A 19,079-nucleotide genomic window follows, 5' to 3' on the forward strand; every position below is an offset into this window, starting at 1 on the left:
TCAGATGTTAAACCGGTGGATGGTATCGTCCCGAATGCCGAGTGACTCGGCCATCCTCACGAGGTCGGCGAGCGACTGCGCCTCCATCTTGCGCATAACATTGCCGCGGTGGATCTTCACGGTGATCTCAGAAAGCGCCATTCGCGCCGCGATTTGCTTGTTCATCAGGCCGGTCACAACGAGGCCCATCACCTCCTGCTCCCTCGGAGTCAGGCGCTCGTAGCATCGCTGCAGCGCATCCGCGCCGGCGGCATGCTCGCGACGCTCCCGATCGCGCGCCAGCGCGCTATCGACGGCGGCGAGCATCTGTTCTTCCGTGAACGGCTTAGGCAGGAAGTCGACCGCGCCAGCCTTCATCCCACGCACGGTCATCGGAATGTCGCCATGGCCGGTGATCAGGATGACCGGAATGGCCACCCCCTCCCTCGCCAACTGCTCCTGGAAATCGAGGCCGTTTTGGCCGCGCAGCCGCACGTCCAGGACTAAGCAAGAGGCTGCCGTCGGCGGCGCGGCGGCGAGGAACTCCCTCGGCGTCTGGAACAGCGCAACGTCGAGCCCGGTCGAGCGCAGCAGGCTGCCCAGCGAACCCAGCACCTCTGGGTCATCGTCGATCACATAGACGGTCACGCGGCCTCCCTCTCGGCCTGGGCTACGGGCAGCACGAAGCGAAAGGTCGCGCCCCGATCGGGATTGTTCGCGGCGACAAGGCTCCCGCCGTGCCGCTCGACGATCGAGCGACAGATGGACAGGCCCATCCCCAATCCGTCGCTCTTGGTGGTGAAGAAAGGAGCAAAGAGGCTCTCGGGGTCGGCGGCGATGCCGGTGCCTCGGTCGCGCACCTCGACGCGAACAATGCCGCCCTCGGCCAGGGCTTCGACGCTAAGCTCCCGTTGTTCCGCCGGGGTTCCGGCCATCGCCTGCTCGGCGTTGAGCATCAGGTTCATGAGCACCTGCTGGATCTGGACCCGGTCGCCGCGCACGGGCGGCAGGTCACCCGCGACCCCAAGGGTGATCGAGACCTGGTTCATTTGGAGATCGCGGCTGAGCAGCGCGACCGTCTCCTCGATCAATGGGCCCAGAAGCAGCGTGTCCTGGCGGGGTTCGGCGTTGCGGGCGAGGTCGCGGATGCGGGCGATGACCTCAGCGGCGCGCCCTCCGTTCGAAGCGATGTGATCGAAGCAGTCGGCAGCTTCCTTTGCGTCCGGCGCCTCGCGCGCCAGCCACCGCTGGCCGGATTTGGCATAGGTGATAATCGCCGACAGCGGCTGGTTGACCTCATGCGCAATCGAAGCGGCGAGCTGCCCCAACGTCGTGACGCGCGCGACGTGGGTGAGCTCTGCCTGCGACTGGGTTAGCCGCGCCTGCGCACGGTTCCGCTCGGTCACGTCAATGGCCATGATCAGAACGCGGCTCCAGCCATCGGCCCCAGCCGGGACCGTCACGCGGAGAACCACGTCCACCGTCGCGCCGGATGCGGTGAGGAACTGGGTTTCCTCCTCGATCCCCTGATCTCCCCGGACGAGCGCCGCAAGGATGCGGCCAAGCGCCGCCTCCGCGGAAGGGGTGTGGTGCAATGTCAGCGTTCCGCCGACGAGCGAGCGTCCGTCCGGCAGGCCGAAGAGGCGTGCCGCGGCGTCGTTCGCCGCGCGGATGGTCGCCGTCCGGGCGATATGGTCGATCTGCTCGGGCGTGGCGGAGCCTCCCTCCGCCAGGAGCGCATAGGCCGTCGACCAATCGCCCTCCCAGATCGGCAGGCCGGCCGCATTGAAGATCGTGCGGTAGCGATCCTCGGATTTCCGCTGCTCTCTGGCGGCGGCGAGGTTGCGCACGCTCAGCAAGGTGGTGATCAGGATCGCGACCAGACTGACCGCGAGGCGCACGGCCGGCGACCCGAGGGGTTCGCCCCAATGGCTCAGGAAGTAGCCCGAAACCGCCATCGCGAACACGACCGCGCCGGTCGCCAGCATCATCCGCCGATCGTGACTGCGCGAGGACATGACGACGACGATCGTGTAGAGCACGGCGACCGCACCCTGCAGCGGGCTCAGCACGTCGAGCGCGAACACAGCGAGGGCCAGAGACAACGCCGCCACGCCGTGAATCCTCACCGCCAGAAGCCTGCCATTCGGATCGTCGCGCATCGTCGTCTTCCGCAACTCCCCGATCCACGCGACCGGAAGCATCGCCAAGCTGGACGAGGTCGCCGAAGATCGCAACGGCGAACCGAGGTAGGTCGTAGATCCGGACTTTTCGGTCGAGCTCAAACGCATAGCGTGAAACGCGTCCCGGGACGGGCGTCGTGCCACCTGTGCTGGGCACCCAGCCGCCGAGCCATCATCGCGACAAGCTCGGTTCCCAGGCCGCTTCCCTCCGGCGCCGCGCCGGCTATCCGCCCACGGCCCTGGTCCGCAACTTCGAGCACGAACCCGCCCCGCGGGGCATCGCGCAGCGAGACCTCGACATCACCCGGGTGCCCCGAGGGGTAGGCATATTTGCAGGCATTACCCACCAGCTCCGAGACGATTACCCCGATCGAGGTCGCAACCTCGGGCGTGACCACCACCCGATCCGCGGCGACGCGGACGTGGCGTCCGGCATCGGCGTCGCCGCAACTCGTCTCCAGGTCGGCGCCGAGATCCTCCAGGTAGCCGCCGAGATCGACTCCACCCACCGACCGTTGCCGATAAAGTTGCCGATGGACCCCCGCAATCGCCGCGATCCGGCGCGTCGTGGTGTCGAGCACCGCGAGCGCCGCCGGATCGGTAATGCGCCGCGCCGCGATGGAAACCAGTGCAGCCGTAAGCTGGAGGCTGTTCGCCACCCGGTGGTTCGCCTCGTCCATGCTGCTCGGCTCGCGAAGGGCGGGAAGCACGGTCACGGCTGCGACTTCGAAAGCGGCGTGTTGCGTGATGGTCATCGTCCGGTCCTCGATTGCGTGACCATCGGATCCACGATCGGCCGGCCCGGAACCATCATACGGAGGTTTGGGGCGCCATCCCCGGAACCTAAACCTGCGTATGATATCGTTACCTCCGTCCCCCGCCGATATCGGCCTGATCGGACGGGCATCCGCCAGCGTCCGCCTGCAAATGGAGGCCAGCATGACTGTGATCACGACGAAGGACGGCGCGGAGATCTACTTCAAGGACTGGGGACCCAAGGACGCTCAGCCGATCATGTTCCACCACGGCTGGCCGCTCAGTGCCGACGACTGGGACGCGCAGATGCTGTACTTCCTCCAGCATGGCTACCGCGTCGTCGCGCATGACCGCCGCGGGCACGGCCGCTCTTCGCAGATCGACACCGGTCACGACATGGACCATTATGCCGCCGACGCGTCCGCCGTCGCCGAACATCTCGATCTCCGGAACGCTGTCCATATCGGCCACTCGACCGGAGGCGGCGAGGTCGCTCGCTATGTCGCCAGGTTCGGACAGCCCCAGGGCCGTGTCGCCAAGGCCGTGCTCGTCAGCGCGGTGCCGCCATTGATGGTCAAGACCGCGGACAATCCGGGCGGGACCGACATCAGCGTGTTCGACGGTTTCCGCAGCGCGCTTGCTGCCAACCGCGCCGCCTTCTTCCTCGATGTCGCCTCCGGTCCCTTCTACGGGTTCAACCGGCCCGGCGCCCAGGTGTCGGACGCCGTCGTCCGCAACTGGTGGCGCCAGGGCATGATGGGCAGCGCGCTGGCGCACCATGCGGGCATCAAGGCGTTTTCGGAGACCGACCAGACAGAGGATCTGAAGGCGATCTCCGTGCCGACGCTGGTGCTGCAGGGCGACGACGACCAGATCGTCCCTTATGCCGATGCGTCCCTCCTCCAGGTCAAGCTACTCCAGAACGGCACGCTGAAAATCTATCCCGGCTTCCCGCACGGGATGTTGACGACACATGCCGCTGTCCTCAATCCAGACCTTCTGGCGTTTGTTCGAGGCTGATAGGGCTCGGCGGCGGACATCCGCCGCCGACCGTCCGGAGGGGCTGACGCGACGCGGACTGTTCACCTCGAGCGAGGCCGCCGATACCATCATGCAGGCAGGTCACGCCAAGCGCGCGGCTGCGAGGAGTGCCTCGAGATCGGCAGCCCGTGGCTTCACCTGCGGATATCAAGGCAGCTGCGGGCTTGTCGGCTGCCGCGATCAGCAGCCCCATGGTCGCGCCACGGGGCACTTGCACCGCGCAGTACCCGATCTGGCGAAGGAACATGGGTCACTCGATTGCCGCAAGTATCGCGGCCGCCGTGTCCTCAGGCTGGTCCCACATGGGAAAATGCCCGCTGGCCTCGAACCAGTGCAGATGTGCGGAGGGAAAGGCGGCTTTCGCCCGCGCTGCCTGCCTTGGCAGGCACAGTCGATCGTGGCGACCCCACCCGATCACGATGCGGCGAGCCGGGTCGGCGGCCGGACCGGTTTGCTCAGGCCCGTTCGAAAGGTCATGAACCAAGGCGTCGAAGGTCCGTGTCGTGCTGAGGCTTGCCAACTCCGTCGCAACCACCTCCGGATCGAGCTTCCAAGGATGCGCGGAAAGCTGCGCCAGCAATGCCGTGCGTGATGCGGCATTGCTGCTCAGCATCGGCAGGAGCGGCCGGATTGCCCGAAGCAGCCGTCCCGAGACGCCTATGGTGGTCCTGAAAAACGTGCGCTCCCAACCGCGCCAGAAGCCGCCGGGGTCGAGTGCAACAGCGTTGCCGACGCGACCACGCCGAGCAAGTTCCAGCACGATCCGCGCTCCCATGGAGCTGCCGACGACGTCGATCCCTTCCAGCCCCTTGTCGCCAACGTAACGCTCGACGCTGCCCACGAGGCCGTCGAAAGTCCCGCTATCGGCTTCCGCCGGGGTGGATCCGTGTCCAGGCAGGTCGATCGCGATCACCGTCCGTTCGGCGCTGAGAGCTCCCAGGATGGTGCTCCACGATTGCCAGCTTCCCCCCAGACCGTGGATAAGCAGCAACTTACGGCCGGCGCCGCGCTGGACCTCGAACATTCAGTGGGGACTCCGATTGACGCGATGCTGAACGAGCAGGATCGGTCTTCGGGCCCATCCCGTCCTCTGGATGAAGATGCGGTCGCGTCGATCTCGCACATTCGCGGATCAGTCGGTGGAGCAGCGGCAAAGCCGCCGTGCGTTCCCAGCTACGACGCAGAAAAAGCGATCGTCCCGCGCTCAGGGCGAAATCATCAGCCTGTAGCCGACCCCGGGTTCGTTGCGGATGAACGACGGCCCCGCCCCACCCTCGAGCTTCTTGCGGACACCGCGCGCGGCCACGCGCAGATATTCGACGTCGCGCTCGTGCCCCTGGCCCCAGACACTGCGCAACAGTTGAACATGCGTGACCACTCTGCCCGGGTGTTTCGCAAGCTCGGCCAGGAACCCGAACTCCTTCGGCGTGAGGCGAACCTCGCTCCCGTCTTTCCGAACCAGCCGCGCCGCGAGGTCGATCTCGATGTCTCCCAGCCGGACCGTCGGAGCATCGATCTCGGACGCAAGCCGATGCCGCAACGCGGTTCGCACTCGTGCAAGCACCTCTTCGGTGTCGAAGGGCTTGGTGACATAATCGTCCGCGCCAAGGTCCAGCGCGCTCACTTTTTCGGCAGTCGCGGCGCGCGCAGAAATGACGATCACCGCTGCTCCGGACGCCTTGATCAGCGCGATCAACTCCAGCCCATCGCGATCGGGCAGACCCAGATCGAGCAGCACCGCCTCGGGCTTGTCGATCTGCATCGCGCTGAGCGCTTCGCGGGCGTTGCCGGCCTCGACCACGCGGTAGCCGCCGCGCGCCAGGCTGGCGTTCAGCAGCCGCCGGATCGCGGGTTCGTCGTCGACTACCAGGATGTTGGCATGCGGGCTCATTGGCTCGCCGATCCCTTCTTCAATTGCCCCTCGGGGATCCTGATGGTGAAGCAGGCCCCGGGCTTGTCGTCACGATTGGAGGCGGAAACCGAAAGCCCCATTGCTTCGGCGAAGCCCTTGACGATGGCCAGGCCCAGCCCGGTGCCGCCCTTTCGATCGGATCCCTCAATCCGTGCAAACGTCTCGAAGATTCGCGCCTCGTCGCCCGGCGGGAGGCCCGGACCTTCATCGAGCACGCTGAGCGTCATCGCGCCCGGCTGGCGCCGCGCCGACACCGTGATCGCGGATCCGGAATCGCCATATTTGGCGGCGTTTTCGAGCAGGTTGATCAGGCAGTGATGGAAGAGCTGCGGATCGACCATGACGAACGGCAGCTCGGGCGACACATCGAGCAGGATCGGGTGTCCCTCGAGCGCACGGCGCAGATCGTGCACCGCGGCCGCCACTGCCTCGGCAAGATCGATCGGCTCAACCGACTGATGGAGCGCGCCGGCTTCGATCCGCACCATATCCAGCAGATTGGCGACAAAGCGATGCAGCCGCTCCGCCTCGCCGCGCGCCGCGGCGAGCTGCTCGACCTGTTCGTCCGAAGCCGGCCGCATTTCGGCGAGCATGCCGAGGATCGTGGTCAGGGGCGTCCGCAGATCGTGACTTACCGACGACAGCAAAGCGGCGCGAAGCCGGTCGCGCTCCTTGAGCTGGGTGATCGTCGCCATCTCGCCTTCGAGAGCGATCCGCTCGAGCGCCAGCGCGGCCTGGTCGAGCAGACTCAATAGCAGGGGCAATTGATCCGAACGGATCGCGGAGGCATCGGGGCGTGCGAGACCCATCACCCCGAGCACGCGCCCGCCCGCGACGATCGGCTGAAACAGCCATTCCGACGCGGTCAGCGTGTCCGATCCGCGCCCGGCGGGGGTGTTGTGATCAAAAGCCCAGCGCGCCGCCGCCTGTTCGATTGCCTCGAGCCGGTCTTCGGGCGGATGGGCCGCACTCAGCACCAGTTCGCCCTCTATCGGCAACAGCAGCACGGCGCTGGCATCCAGCCGCCGCCCGACTTCGGCGCACAGGATCTGGCCGAGTGCCTGGCGATCGCGCACCGCAGTCAGCAGCCGCGCAAAGCCGGCCAGCGCGCTGTTCTGCGCAGCGCTGCGCTGCGCCAGCATCGCCTGACCACGCACCCGCGCGACGAGCTGGCTGGTGACGATCGCCACCCCCAGCAACACCAATACGGTGAGGACGTTGCGTGGATCCTGGATCGTGAAGGTGCCGGTCGGCGGGATGAAGAAGAAATTATAGGCAAGCGACGAGGCCAGCCCGGCGAAGATGCCGGTGCGCACGCCGTACCGCGTCGCCGCGACCATCACGGGCAGCAGATAGAGAAGACCGATATTGGTGATGCTTCCCGGTGCGAAGATGCTCACCCCGATCAACGTCACCAGTGCAGTCAATCCCAGCGACACCAGATACCCGCCAGGCTGGCCCGAGCCGTGTCCGTTCGTGCGCGCGGAGTTTCGCGCCGGCGAATGCCCGGCATCGGCCATCGGCAAGACATGCACGGCGACCCCCGGCGTCTCGCGGACGAGCCGATCGACCACCGAACCATGGACGAATTCGAACCAGCGCGAGCGCGCCGATTTGCCGACGATCAGCTGCGTCGCCCGCGCCTCGGTGACGAAGCGGGTAAGCCCGCCGAGCACCGTCGCCGCCGGCACCGACGCGACTTGCCCGCCGAGCTGGCTGGCGAGATGCATCGTCGCCGCGAGACGGCGGTTCTCGACATCCCCGAAGCGGCTGGAGCGCGGGGTCTCGATATGGACCGCAGTCCAGGGCGCACGCAGCGCATCGGCGATGCGCTTGGCGGCGCGTACCAGTTCGGCGGCGCCGGGCAGTTCGCTCACCGCCACCACCAACCGGTCCCCGCCCGCCCAGGTCCCGGCCAGCGCGTGGACGCGCAGATATTCGAGCATCTGCGTATCGACCGCCTGCGCCGCGCGCCGCAGCGCCAGTTCCCGCAGCGCCGACAGGTTGGACTTGGAGAAGAAGTGCCCCAGCGCGCGGGTCGCTTCATGGGGGACATAGACCTTGCCGTCCTTCAGACGCTCGATCAGCTCGTCGGGCGGGATATCGACGACTTCGATCTCGGCATTTTCGAGCACGCGATCGGGCAGGGTTTCGCGGACGCGGACCTTGGTGAAGGAAGCGACGACGTCGTTGAGGCTTTCGAGATGCTGGATATTGACGGTCGAGTAGACGTCTATCCCGGCGCCCAGCAGCTCCTCGACATCCTGGTAGCGCTTGTCGTGGCGGCTTCCCGGCGCATTGCTGTGGGCGAGCTCGTCGACCAACACGAGCTGCGGCCGCCGCGCGAGGATCGCGTCGAGGTCCATTTCCTCGAGCGGCCGGCCCTGATGCTCGATGGTGCGGCGCGGTACGATCTCGAAACCGTGGACCAAAGCCTCGGTCTCGGCCCGGCCATGCGTCTCGACCACACCTATCACGACATCGGTACCGCCGCGCCGCCGTGCCGCGCCTTCGGTAAGCATCTCATAGGTCTTGCCGACGCCCGGCGCGGCGCCGAGCAACACCTTCAAACGACCGCGACCCTCCTGCGCGGCGGTGCGCAGAAGGGCCTCGGGATCGGGTCTGCCGTCGGAATGGGGGGCGTCGTTCACTCGAGTGCTTTTGCGCCTTGCAGGGCCGCCCTGTCGAGCGCGCGATTGAGTGCGAGAACATTGACGCGCGGTTCGCCGAGAAAGCCGAACAGGCGTCCCTCGACCTGCGCCTCGACCAGCCCGCGTACCGTGCCGGCAGGAATCCCGCGCGCCCCGGCAACCTTGTCGACCTGATAAAAAGCCGCCTCGGGACTGATATGGGGGTCGAGCCCCGAGGCGGAGGCAGTCACCAGATCGGTGGGAACCGAAATTGCTGGTGCTATGCGGTTGGCGGCGATGTCGGCGGTGACGCGGTCTGCGAGCGCCTGGCTGGTCGGCCCGAGATTCGATCCCGAGGACATGCTGGCGTCATAGCCGCTGCCTGCAGCCGAAGGCCGACCGTGGAAATAGCGCGGCGAAGCAAAGGCCTGGCCGATCAGCTCGGAGCCGATGACCGTATTGCCGTCGCGGATCAGGCTGCCATTGGCTTGGGCTGGGAACGCCACCTGGCCGATACCGGTGAGCGCCGCGGGGTAAGCGAGGCCGAGCAGGGCTGCAAACAGGATCGTCAGGACGATCGCCGGGCGGAGTGCAGTGGTGAAATCCTTGAGCATATTCTTCTCTCTCACATAAGCCCCTCCCCTTCAGGGGAGGGGGAAGGGGTGGGGCTGTGTCTCAGCGAGACCAGCGCCCGTGATGAAGGCCCCACCCCAACCCCTCCCCTGAAGGGGAGGGGCTTTTCAGTTCAGGCCCAGCCCAGTCCGGCGACGACCAGATCGATCGCCTTGATGCCGATGAACGGCGCGATCAGTCCGCCGAGACCGTAGATTGCCAGGTTGCGCGCCAGCAGCGGCCCCGCCCCCATCGGCTGATATTTCACGCCCTTCAGCGCCAGCGGCACCAGGCAAGGAATGATCAGCGCGTTGAAGATGATCGCCGACAGGATCGCGCTCTCGGGCGAGTGCAGCCCCATCACGTTGAGCACTGCCAGCCCCGGATAGAGCGCGAGGAACATCGCGGGGATGATCGCGAAATATTTGGCGACGTCGTTGGCGACCGAGAAGGTGGTCAGCGCCCCGCGCGTCATCAGCAATTGCTTGCCGAGGCCGACGATCTCGATGAGCTTGGTCGGATCGCTGTCGAGATCGACCATGTTGCCGGCCTCGCGCGCCGCCTGCGTGCCCGTGTTCATCGCCACGCCGACGTCCGCTTGGGCAAGCGCCGGCGCGTCGTTGGTACCGTCGCCGCACATCGCCACCAGCCGTCCGCCTTGCTGCTCCTTGCGGATCAGCGCGAGCTTGTCCTCCGGGGTCGCCTCGGCGAGGAAATCGTCGACCCCCGCCTCGGCTGCGATCGAGGCGGCAGTGAGCGGATTGTCGCCGGTGATCATCACCGTGCGGATGCCCATCCGGCGCAGCTCGGCGAAACGCTCGCGCACCCCGGCCTTGATCACATCCTTGAGCGCGATCACGCCGAGCAGCCGCCCGTCCTGTGCCACCGCCAGCGGCGTTTGGCCCGAACGGGCGATCTCGTCGGTGATTTTCCGCATTTCGGTGGCGGCGGGGGTGTTTCCCGAACCGGTATTGGCGCGCAGCACGGCGTCGACCGCGCCCTTCTGGATCAGGCTGCCGCTGGTGCGGACGCCCGAGATACGGGTCTGCGCGGTGAATGGGATGATCTCGGCACCGTCGGGCAGCGCGCGCATCGCTACCTCATGCTTGCCCTGCGCCAGCGTCACCACCGAACGGCCCTCGGGCGTCTCGTCGGCGAGGCTGGCGAGCAAGGCGGCAGTCGCGATCTCGTCGATCGTAACCCCGGCAAGCGGGCGGAACTCGCTCGCCGCGCGGTCGCCGATCGTGATCGTGCCGGTCTTGTCGAGCAGCAGCACGTCGACATCGCCCGCTGCTTCGACCGCACGGCCCGATTTGGCGAGCACGTTGAAGCGCACCAGCCGGTCCATGCCGGCGATGCCGATCGCCGAAAGCAGCGCGGCGATCGTGGTCGGGATCAGCGTGATCAGCAACGCCGCGAGCATCGCGATGGGGATGCCGCCGCCGGCATAAGCGGCGAAACCGGGGACGGTCGACACCGCGATCAGGAAGATGATGGTCAGGCCCACCAGCAGGATCGTCAGGGCGATCTCATTGGGGGTTTTCTGCCGCTCGGCGCCCTCGACCAGCGCGATCATCCGATCGAGGAAGCCCTGACCCGGCTCCTGCGTCACCCGCACCTTGATCCAGTCGGAGATAACGCGCGTGCCCGCAGTCACCGCCGAACGGTCGCCGCCGCCTTCGCGGATCACCGGCGCGCTCTCACCCGTGATCGCGGCTTCGTTGACCGAGGCAACGCCCTGGATCACTTCGCCGTCGGCGGGGATCAGATCGCCGGTCTCGACGAGCACGACATCCCCCTTCGCCAGCTGCGCCGCGCCGACCCACTCCCAGGCATCGGCGACACCGATCGTCCGCTTGGCCTTGAGCTCGGACTTGGCGGCGCGCAGCGACGCCGCCTGGGCACGGCCCCGCCCCTCGGCCAGCGCTTCGGCAAAGGTGCCGAACAGCACCGTCAGCCAGAGCCAGACGATCAGCTGGAGCTGGAACGGCACCGATAGCCCGTCGCCGCCGATGCCGAGCAGCACGGTGAGGAGCAGTGCCACGATGGCAGTCGTGAACAGCACGGGGTTCTTCACCAGCTGCCGCGGCGAGAGCTTCTTGAAGGCGTCGCCGATCGCCGGAGCGACGAGCTTGGCCGAGAACATCGAGGATGCACTTGTCATGGAAGTACGCCTTAGAAAAGCTGGCCACGGATCATCGCGAGATGATCGGCGATCGGTCCGAGCGCGAGGCTGGGGAGGAAGGTAAGGCCGCCGACGATCAGGACGATGCCCACCAACAGCCCGATCCACAGCAGGCCGGTGGTCGGGAACGAGCCGGCGGATTCGGGGCTGTGCTTCTTCATCGCCAGGCTGCCGGCAATGGCGAGCGCAGGCACGATCACAAAGAAGCGACCCAGCCACATCGCGACGCCCAACAGGCCGTTGTAGAAGGGTGTGCCCGACGTGATGCCGCCGAAGGCCGACCCGTTGTTCGCCGTCGCCGAGGTGAAGGCATAGAGGATATCGCTGAAGCCGTGCGGCCCCTTGTTGAGCGGACCCGCCAGCCCCGCCGGCAGGACCGATGCCAGCGCCGTGAAGCCCAGGATGCACAGCGGCAGCACCGCGATCGCCAGCACCGCGAACTTGACCTCGCGCCCCTCGATCTTCTTGCCGACATATTCGGGGGTGCGCCCCACCATCAGCCCGGCGACGAACACCGCAAGGATCGCGAACAGCAGGAAGCCATAGATGCCCGCGCCGACGCCGCCGATCACGACTTCGCCCAGCTGCATGTTGAACAGGGGGATCATGCCGCCCAGCGCGGTGAAACTGTCATGCATCGCATTGACCGCGCCGCACGAAGCCGCCGTGGTGACGGCCGCGAACAGGGCCGATGCGGCGATGCCGAAGCGAGTCTCCTTGCCCTCCATATTGCCCCCGGCCAAACCAAGGTTGTGGAGCACCGGATTGCCCGCGGCCTCGGCCCAATAGACCACCGCAGTGCCGGCGACGAACAGCAGCAGCATTGCCGAGAGGATCGCCCAGCCCTGCTTCTGGTTGCCTACCGCGCGCCCGAAGGTGTTGGTGAGCCCGACACCGATCAGGAAGATCGACAGCATCTGGATGAAGTTGGTCAGCGCGCTGGGGTTCTCGAACGGGTGCGCGCTGTTGGCATTGAGGAAGCCGCCGCCATTGGTGCCGAGCATCTTGATCGCCTCCTGCGAAGCGATCGGGCCCATCACCAGCGTCTGCCTGGCGCCCTCGAGCGTGGTCGCATCGACCGACGACAGGAAGGTCTGCGGCACGCCGCTGGCGACGAGATACACCGCGTAGACGATCGAGATCGGCAGCAGCAGATACAGCGTGACGCGCGTGATATCCGCCCAGAAATTGCCAATCCCCGCCGCCTCGCGCCGCGCGAAGCCGCGGAACAGCGCAAACGCAATCGCAATGCCGGTCGCCGCGCTCAGGAAATTGTGGATCACCAGCCCGAACATCTGGCTGAAGTTCGAAAGCGCGACTTCGCCCGAATACCATTGCCAGTTGGTGTTGGTGGTGAAGCTTATCGCGGTGTTCATCGCGCCGTCTGCACCCAGCCCGGCGAGCCCGCGCGGGTTCATCGGCAGTACGCCTTGCAGGCGCAGCACCGCATAGGTGAAGAGCAGCAGCACGATCTGGAAGAACAGCATGTGCAGCGCGTAGCGGCGCCAGCCCATCTCGGCCGACGGGTCGATCCCGGAGAGCTTGTAGAAGCCCCGCTCGACGGGGCCGAGCAGGACGTGCAACGGCGTGCGGCGACCTTCGTAAAGCGCGAAGAGCCACGCCCCCATCGGCTTGGCGAGCGCGACGAGGATCGCCACGAACAGGACGATCAGCGTCCAACCCTGAATGGTCATGGCTTCGTCTCCGTCAGAAGCGCTCGGGCCGGATGAGCACGGCCACGAGATAAAGGAGCAGGCCCAGCGCGGTGAGCCCGGCAAGGATGAGGGGAGTTGTCATCGCCCCGTCCTTACGAAGCATCGCAGAGGCGGATATAGGCGAAGGTCAGCAGGGCCAGCCCCGCCAGCACCCCCAGCCACAGAAGATCGTTCACATCGGCACTCCTTATCTGGAGCATGCGATGTGGTGCGGATGCGGATTAAGCTTCCATGGGGAAGCGCGGCATTTGCATAAAGACGGCGTAAAGGTGCGCAACGCGTCGGAGCCTGGACTTTTCGGTGGGCCTAGCCATGTCCCTCGTGCGGTTCGATGCGAGCCAGCAGATCGCGCAAGGTTGCCTGCTCGGTCGCACTGAACCCTCGCATCATCCGACGCTCGTGCGCCGCGATCCGCGCCAGAGAAGCGTCAAGCGATGCGCTGCCCCGCGGCGTGATCTTGAGGAGGAACGCTCTCCGGTTGCGCGGGTCTGCCGCACGTTCGATCATGCCGGAATCGACCAGTTCGCCGATAAGCGACACCATGTTGGCGCTCTTGATGCCCAGCGCCCGGCCCACCGCTCCCTGATTGGTTCCCGGATTGGCAGCGACGATCGACAGGATCGCGATCAGCCCCTGGCGCATCCCCGACCCTTCGAACGCGGCCGCGAAATCTCCGGCGAAGGCGCCCGATGCTCGCCGGAGTTGGTAACCCACAAAGGGCGCAATCGCGCCAAGCAGGTCGTGCTGTTGACCCATGATCCTCGTCCGACGGGCGGATTGAGCCAGACGCTGCAACCCCCGAAGACGGTTCAATATCGTTGACAAAACATACTGTCTAGGATCATATCGATGCCGAGCCGCACAGCGGTCGATACAGAGAGGATGATCGCATGACAGGTTTCTCCCGGCGTTCGCATTTCCAGTGCCTTCACGTCGCCTGCAGCGCGCTGGCGATTTCGATGGCCGCGCCCGGCATTGCCTTCGCTCAGGATGCCGCGCCCCAGACGCTGGATGTCGAGACTGCTGAACAGGAAGGCAATGGCGACATCGTCGTTACCGGCAGCCGCCTGCGCGGTGTTGCGCCGGTGGGCTCTTCGGTCACCGTGCTCGGGCGCGAAGAGGTCGAGCTTTCCGGAGCCGTCACCACCGATCGCCTCATTCAGCAGTTGCCGCAGGTCTTCGACCTCGGTGTATCCGAAAATTCGCGCGGCCAGGGCGGCGGCAGCGGCAACATCACCTATGGCAACACGATCAACCTGCGCGGCATCGGCCCCTATGCGACGCTGATCCTGGTCGATGGTCATCGCGCAGTGAATAACAGCCGCGCGTTCGAGCCGTCGGTGATCCCGACTTTGGGCCTGGAGCGAGTGGAAGTCGTCGCGGACGGCGCATCGGCAATCTATGGATCGGATGCGATCGCCGGCGTGGTCAATCTCATCCCGCGGCGTAGCCTGGACGGCATCGAGGCCAGCGCACGCTACGGCGTCGGTGCCGATTTCGAGGAGTCACAGCTCGGCATCGCAATCGGCAAGACCTGGGACACCGGCCAGGCGATGGTCGCTTATGAGCGCGTCTACCGATCCAACCTTAGCGGCGACGACCGCGACTTCTTCCGTTCGGACCAGCGCGGCTTCGGCGGCAACAATTATCTGGTCACCCGCTGCGCGCCGGGCACGCTGCGCGCCGGCGGCGTCAGCTATGCGATGCCGGGATTGCTGACGGCGGCCAATGCCGGCTCGCTGGTTCCCGGTACCAGCAACAGCTGCGACGATCTGGTCGGCCAGGACCTGATCCCGCAACAGCACTATAATTCGGTCAACGGCACCTTCACTCAGGAGATCACGCCCTGGCTGACCTTCTTCGCCGATGGTTTCTACAGCAAACGCGAATATCAGCGGCTGCCGGCCTATTTCAGCTCGACCCTGACCGTGCCGCAGACCAACGCCTTCTTCGTCCGGCCCGCCGGCTTTACCGGCAGCAGCTACACGATCGACTATAATTTCATCAACGATCTGCCGCGCGACGTCTCGTTCGGATCGGCTACCAACTGGCAGATTACGCCGGGGCTGCGCGTCAAGCTGCCGGGCGATTGGCAGGTCGAAGCGCTGATGACCTATGGGAAGGGCAACGACCAGTCGGATCAGGTGCGCGGGCTCAACGCAACCGCACTCAACACCGCGCTGGCCAGCAGCAACCCGGCAACTGCGTTCGATCCGTACGGCAGCGGTCGCACGTCGGACGCGACGCTGCTCGCGATCAGCAACTTCGTGACGCTTTCGCCCACGCTCAACAAATTCATCGGCTACGAAGCGCGCATCAACGGCACGCTGTTCAGCCTCCCCGGCGGCGAAGTGAAGCTGGCAGCCGGCTATGAGGGCCAGGAGATCGACACCAGCCTGGGCAGCGCACGCGGCGCTGCCGGCACGCCGATCGTGTTCCGCAATTTCGACCGCCGGGTCGATTCGGGCTATGCCGAAATTCAGATTCCGATCTTCAGCGCGATGAACGCGACGCCAGGCCTTGAGCGGCTCGAGCTGAATCTCGCCGTGCGTCACGATCGGTACAGCGACGTCGGCAAGACGACCAATCCCAAGTTCGGCGTCAACTGGTCGCCGCTCCGCGGCCTGGTGTTGCGCGGCAGCTATGGCACCTCGTTCCGCGCACCGCTGATCTCGCAAATCTACGGCAATTCGAACAATCTGTTCGGCCAGACCTATCAGAACCCGGCGGGCGGCGCGCCGCTGACCGGTTTCGCCTTCTCGGGCGCGAACCTCGACCTCGCACCCGAAGAAGCGACGACCTGGTCGGTCGGCGGCGATTGGGACGTCACGCCGAACCTTCGAGTCAGCGCGACCTATTGGAACGTCGAATATATCAACCAGGTCGACAGCTATCTTGCCGATCTCGCGCTACTGACGCGCGAGTCCGAATTTGCGGGCACGGGCATCATCCTGCGCGGCACGCAGGCGCGCGATCGCGTGCTGGAGCTTCTGGCGCAGGGAGTGGTGCTGGCACGCGGGACCTTCCCGGGCGGCAATCCCAACAACGTCACGCTGTTCGTCGATGGCCGAAACAACAATCTGGGCCAGTCCAACACCAGCGGCATCGACGCGACGATCAACTGGCGCATCCCGACGGATACGCTCGGCACGTTCAACCTGAACGCCAGCGGCACCTATCTGACGAACTACAAGACCGCGGTCTCGCCGGCGGGAACCCCCGTCGATCGGCGCAACACGATCTTCAACCCGCTGACGTTCAAGGCGCGTGGCAGCATTGCGTGGCAGCTCGATGCCATGCTCGCGCAGGTCACCGTCACCCACGTCAATGGCTATCGCAACACCGCGATCACCCCGAACCAGCAGGTAACGAGCTTCACTCCGATCGATCTGATCCTGGGCTTCGATCTGGGCGAAATGGGCGCGCGCGGAATGTTCGACGGTATCAAGCTGGGCCTCGAGGTGCGCAACCTGCTCGACACCGGGCCCCCTTATGTGAACCTTGCGCCTGGGCTAAACGGCAATGGCGGCTATGATGCCACCGCCGCCAGCCCGATCGGGCGGGTGATGGCGGCCTCGATCCGCTTTTCGATGTGAGGAAGCCGGGGGCATTAAGCGCGTGCCCCCGCCCATCACCTGACGCTCAGCGGTGAAACACGTCGTACATCCGATCGAGCGACGCATCGAAGATCGGGCGATCCTCGGGACTGAGCTGGGCCAGGACTTCGGCCTCGACCACCTCCATGATCTGGAACAGCTGATCGAGAAATGCCTTCCCCTCCGGCAGCACGACCAGAGCGTGGCGGCGGCGATCGATGGTGGAGCGCTCGCGCCGCGCCCAGCCCCGCCGCTCGAGCTCGTCGACGATCTGCACCGTAATCGACTTGTCGAGGCCTACCGCGCTCGACAGTTCCTGCTGGGACAGGCCAGGATTGGCGTCGATCAACGCAAGCGAGGAAGAGAGACCGGAACGGATTCCGAAATGCGACGTAGCCGCGGAGAAATCCGCCGAAAGCTGGTTCTGGACGCGGCGCATGCGGAAACCGACATAGTCACCCAGCCTGCCCAGCTGCATCCTGCGCTCGCCGTCGCGCTCTGGCAACTTGGCGCCGCTTTGCTTCACCTGCATTCCCTCGAACGGAGCGATAGTATGAAAAATATACGGTTGAAATAATATACGGTTTCAATAATTGCTTTCATTAGACGGCCCGCTCCGAAGGCTGTCAATCCGAAGAGGTAAGGCGTGTCACTTCCCGTCACCGATGCCGCCCCGCCCGTGGGCGAAGAGAATGCCGCCAGCGGCATCGCGGGCAAAGCCGCTTTCTATATCGGATCGGCGGGGCTGCTGCTTGCCACCGCCGCGGATTCGATCGCGGTGCTCGGCCGTCACACCGGCTTCGCGCTGCTCGGATCGATCGAGATCGTCCAGGCGGCGATCGTATTCATCGCCGCGGCGTCGATGGTCAGCGTCACATTGGCGCACGGCCATGCCGCGGTGCATATTCTGACCGACCGCTTGCCCCCTGCCCGCCGCCAACGCCTTGCTCGCATAGCGGCGTTGCTCGGCACGCTCGCCGTGGGGCTGCTGATGGTCGGGTCGCTGATCCTGCTTTGCGATCTGTGGAACGCGCACGAGCGTTCCGAATTGCTCCACATCCCGTTGCGCTGGTTCAGGCTGCTCATGATCATCGCGCTCGGCATCGTGGCGATCCTGTTCCTCAAGGCGGCGTTCGCGCGCCGGCCGGTGGCGGAGGGCGGACATGACGCCTGAGCTGATCGGCTTCGCGGGCATATTGGGCCTGCTGTTCCTGCTCACCGTCGGCGTGCCGATCGGCGTCAGCCTGGCGCTGACCGGCGTGCTCGGCCTGATGGTGATGCTCTCGCCCGAGGCGGCGCTGGTGAAGGCAGGCGTCGTCGTGTTCGAAGTTGCCAACAAATACGAACTCGGGGTCCTGCCGCTGTTCCTGCTGATGGCGCATCTCTGCTTTGCCGCCGGAGCGAGCCGCGATTTCTTCGACGTCGCCGCGCGTTTCATCGGGCATCGCCGCGGCGGGCTCGCGCTCGCCTCGATCGCAGGTTGCGCGGGCTTCGGCGCGATCAGCGGATCAAGCCTCGCCACCGTCGCCACGGTCGGCTCGGCAGCACTGCCCGAGATGCGGCGCGCGGGCTACAATCCCGGCTTCGCCGCGGGAGCACTGGCCGCCGGCGGCACGCTCGGCGCGCTTATTCCGCCCTCGGGCGCGCTGATCGTGTTCGGCATCATCGCCGAAGTCTCGATCGGCCGGCTGTTCACCGCCGCGATCATCCCGGGCCTGAGCCAGGCGCTATTCTACATGGCGGCGATCGCGATCCTCTGCTGGTTCCGCCCCGAACTGGGCCCCAAGTCGGAGCGCGTCGGCTGGCGCGATCGGATGCGCGGGCTGCTCGGCATTCTCGATATCCTGCTGCTCGTCGTTTTCGTGATCGGCGGTCTGATGATCGGCTGGTTCACCCCCACCGAGGCAGCGTCGGTCGGCGTGCTCGCCGCCTTCGCGCTGATGGCCGTGCGCGGGGCATTCAACCGCGAGGCGATCGGCGGCGCCTTCGCCAAGACGCTGACGACCACGGGCATGATCTATCTGATCATCTTCGGCGCGATCCTGTTCGCCACCTTCATCAGCGTGACCGGCATCGCCGATCTCATGTCGAACACCGTGCGCGAGATGGACGCGAGCCCGGTGGTGGTCGTGATCGTCATAGCCTTGATGCTGCTGGTGCTGGGATCTTTCCTCGACGGCCTCGCGCTGATGCTGCTGACCACGCCCATTTTCCTGCCGATCGCGATGGAGCTGGGCTATAGCCCCATCTGGTTCGGTATCTTCCTGGTCCGCACGATGGAGATCGGCTTCGTCCACCCGCCGCTCGGCCTCAACGTCTATGTCATCCAGGCGATCGGCAAGGATATCCCGCTCGGGCAGATCTTCCGCGGCATCGTGCCCTTCCTGATCGCCGATTTCTTCCACTTGGCCATGCTGATCGCCTTCCCGGTGGTCACGCTGTGGCTCCCCAGCGTGATGGCGGGCTGACG

General features: G+C 65.8%; 16 protein-coding genes. 4 read left to right on the top strand and 12 right to left on the bottom strand.

The annotated features are described in order from the left end of the window. The 3 genes from OKW87_RS03965 to OKW87_RS03975 all read right to left on the bottom strand — a co-directional run bounded on the left by OKW87_RS03965 (position 1) and on the right by OKW87_RS03975 (position 2,917). Positions 1–627, bottom strand: coding sequence for a response regulator transcription factor (locus OKW87_RS03965; protein WP_265542463.1), 627 nt, complete (start codon positions 625–627; stop codon positions 1–3). Beyond that, positions 624–2,141, bottom strand: coding sequence for a sensor histidine kinase (locus OKW87_RS03970; protein ID WP_265542465.1), 1,518 nt, complete (start codon positions 2,139–2,141; stop codon positions 624–626). The genes OKW87_RS03965 and OKW87_RS03970 overlap by 4 nt, the downstream gene beginning before the upstream one ends. Positions 2,142–2,260: 119 nt before the next feature. Continuing rightward, positions 2,261–2,917 (bottom strand): sensor histidine kinase, encoded by a 657-nt coding sequence (locus OKW87_RS03975; RefSeq protein WP_265542466.1) that lies wholly within the window; start codon positions 2,915–2,917, stop codon positions 2,261–2,263. 184 nt (positions 2,918–3,101) lie between these two features. Here OKW87_RS03975 and OKW87_RS03980 point away from each other — a divergent pair, with 184 nt between their 5' ends. Then, a complete protein-coding gene (locus OKW87_RS03980; RefSeq protein WP_265542468.1) occupies positions 3,102–3,938 on the top strand; it encodes an alpha/beta fold hydrolase in 837 nt (278 codons plus the stop codon). 271 nt (positions 3,939–4,209) lie between these two features. Here OKW87_RS03980 and OKW87_RS03985 read toward each other — a convergent pair whose 3' ends face one another. The 8 genes from OKW87_RS03985 to OKW87_RS04020 all read right to left on the bottom strand — a co-directional run bounded on the left by OKW87_RS03985 (position 4,210) and on the right by OKW87_RS04020 (position 13,826). Further along, positions 4,210–4,983 carry an alpha/beta fold hydrolase gene (locus OKW87_RS03985; protein WP_265542470.1) on the bottom strand — a complete coding sequence of 258 codons (774 nt, stop codon included), beginning with the start codon at positions 4,981–4,983 and terminating at the stop codon, positions 4,210–4,212. 180 nt (positions 4,984–5,163) lie between these two features. Then, a complete protein-coding gene (locus OKW87_RS03990; protein WP_265542471.1) occupies positions 5,164–5,850 on the bottom strand; it encodes a response regulator transcription factor in 687 nt (228 codons plus the stop codon). Next, positions 5,847–8,522, bottom strand: coding sequence for a sensor histidine kinase (locus OKW87_RS03995; RefSeq protein WP_265542473.1), 2,676 nt, complete (start codon positions 8,520–8,522; stop codon positions 5,847–5,849). Before OKW87_RS03995 ends, OKW87_RS03990 begins: the two co-directional genes overlap by 4 nt. Then, positions 8,519–9,115 (bottom strand): potassium-transporting ATPase subunit KdpC, encoded by a 597-nt coding sequence (kdpC, locus tag OKW87_RS04000; RefSeq protein WP_265543990.1) that lies wholly within the window; start codon positions 9,113–9,115, stop codon positions 8,519–8,521. The genes OKW87_RS03995 and kdpC overlap by 4 nt, the downstream gene beginning before the upstream one ends. 131 nt (positions 9,116–9,246) lie before the next feature. After that, the gene (kdpB, locus tag OKW87_RS04005; protein WP_265542475.1) at positions 9,247–11,277 is read right to left on the bottom strand and encodes a potassium-transporting ATPase subunit KdpB; all 2,031 of its coding nucleotides are present in this window, start codon (positions 11,275–11,277) and stop codon (positions 9,247–9,249) included. 11 nt (positions 11,278–11,288) lie between these two features. Continuing rightward, a complete protein-coding gene (gene kdpA / locus OKW87_RS04010; RefSeq protein WP_265542477.1) occupies positions 11,289–12,992 on the bottom strand; it encodes a potassium-transporting ATPase subunit KdpA in 1,704 nt (567 codons plus the stop codon). A 13-nt stretch (positions 12,993–13,005) separates the two neighbouring features. Continuing rightward, entirely contained in the window at positions 13,006–13,095 is a 90-nt protein-coding gene (gene kdpF, locus OKW87_RS04015) for a K(+)-transporting ATPase subunit F (RefSeq protein WP_265542479.1), read from the bottom strand. A gap of 224 nt (positions 13,096–13,319) precedes the next feature. Beyond that, positions 13,320–13,826: a MarR family winged helix-turn-helix transcriptional regulator gene (locus OKW87_RS04020; RefSeq protein ID WP_265542481.1), complete on the bottom strand. Its 507-nt coding sequence runs from the start codon at positions 13,824–13,826 to the stop codon at positions 13,320–13,322. A 77-nt stretch (positions 13,827–13,903) separates the two neighbouring features. Between OKW87_RS04020 and OKW87_RS04025 the strand changes: the two genes are divergently transcribed. Further along, complete coding sequence (locus tag OKW87_RS04025) at positions 13,904–16,609, top strand: TonB-dependent receptor plug domain-containing protein (RefSeq protein ID WP_265542484.1); 2,706 nt, start codon at positions 13,904–13,906, stop codon at positions 16,607–16,609. 46 nt (positions 16,610–16,655) lie between these two features. Here the strand turns inward: OKW87_RS04025 and OKW87_RS04030 are convergent, their stop codons facing one another. After that, on the bottom strand, positions 16,656–17,135 hold the full coding sequence (locus tag OKW87_RS04030; RefSeq protein ID WP_265542486.1) for a MarR family winged helix-turn-helix transcriptional regulator: 480 nt from the start codon (positions 17,133–17,135) through the stop codon (positions 16,656–16,658). Between the two features lie 120 nt (positions 17,136–17,255). Here OKW87_RS04030 and OKW87_RS04035 point away from each other — a divergent pair, with 120 nt between their 5' ends. Both OKW87_RS04035 and OKW87_RS04040 read left to right on the top strand, forming a co-directional pair. Then, the gene (locus OKW87_RS04035) at positions 17,256–17,783 is read left to right on the top strand and encodes a TRAP transporter small permease (RefSeq protein ID WP_265542487.1); all 528 of its coding nucleotides are present in this window, start codon (positions 17,256–17,258) and stop codon (positions 17,781–17,783) included. Beyond that, complete coding sequence (locus OKW87_RS04040; protein WP_265542489.1) at positions 17,773–19,077, top strand: TRAP transporter large permease; 1,305 nt, start codon at positions 17,773–17,775, stop codon at positions 19,075–19,077. Before OKW87_RS04035 ends, OKW87_RS04040 begins: the two co-directional genes overlap by 11 nt. Positions 19,078–19,079: the final 2 nt, after the last annotated feature.

The sequence above is a fragment of the Sphingomonas sp. M1-B02 genome (assembly GCF_026167525.1).
Lineage (GTDB): Bacteria > Pseudomonadota > Alphaproteobacteria > Sphingomonadales > Sphingomonadaceae > Sphingomonas.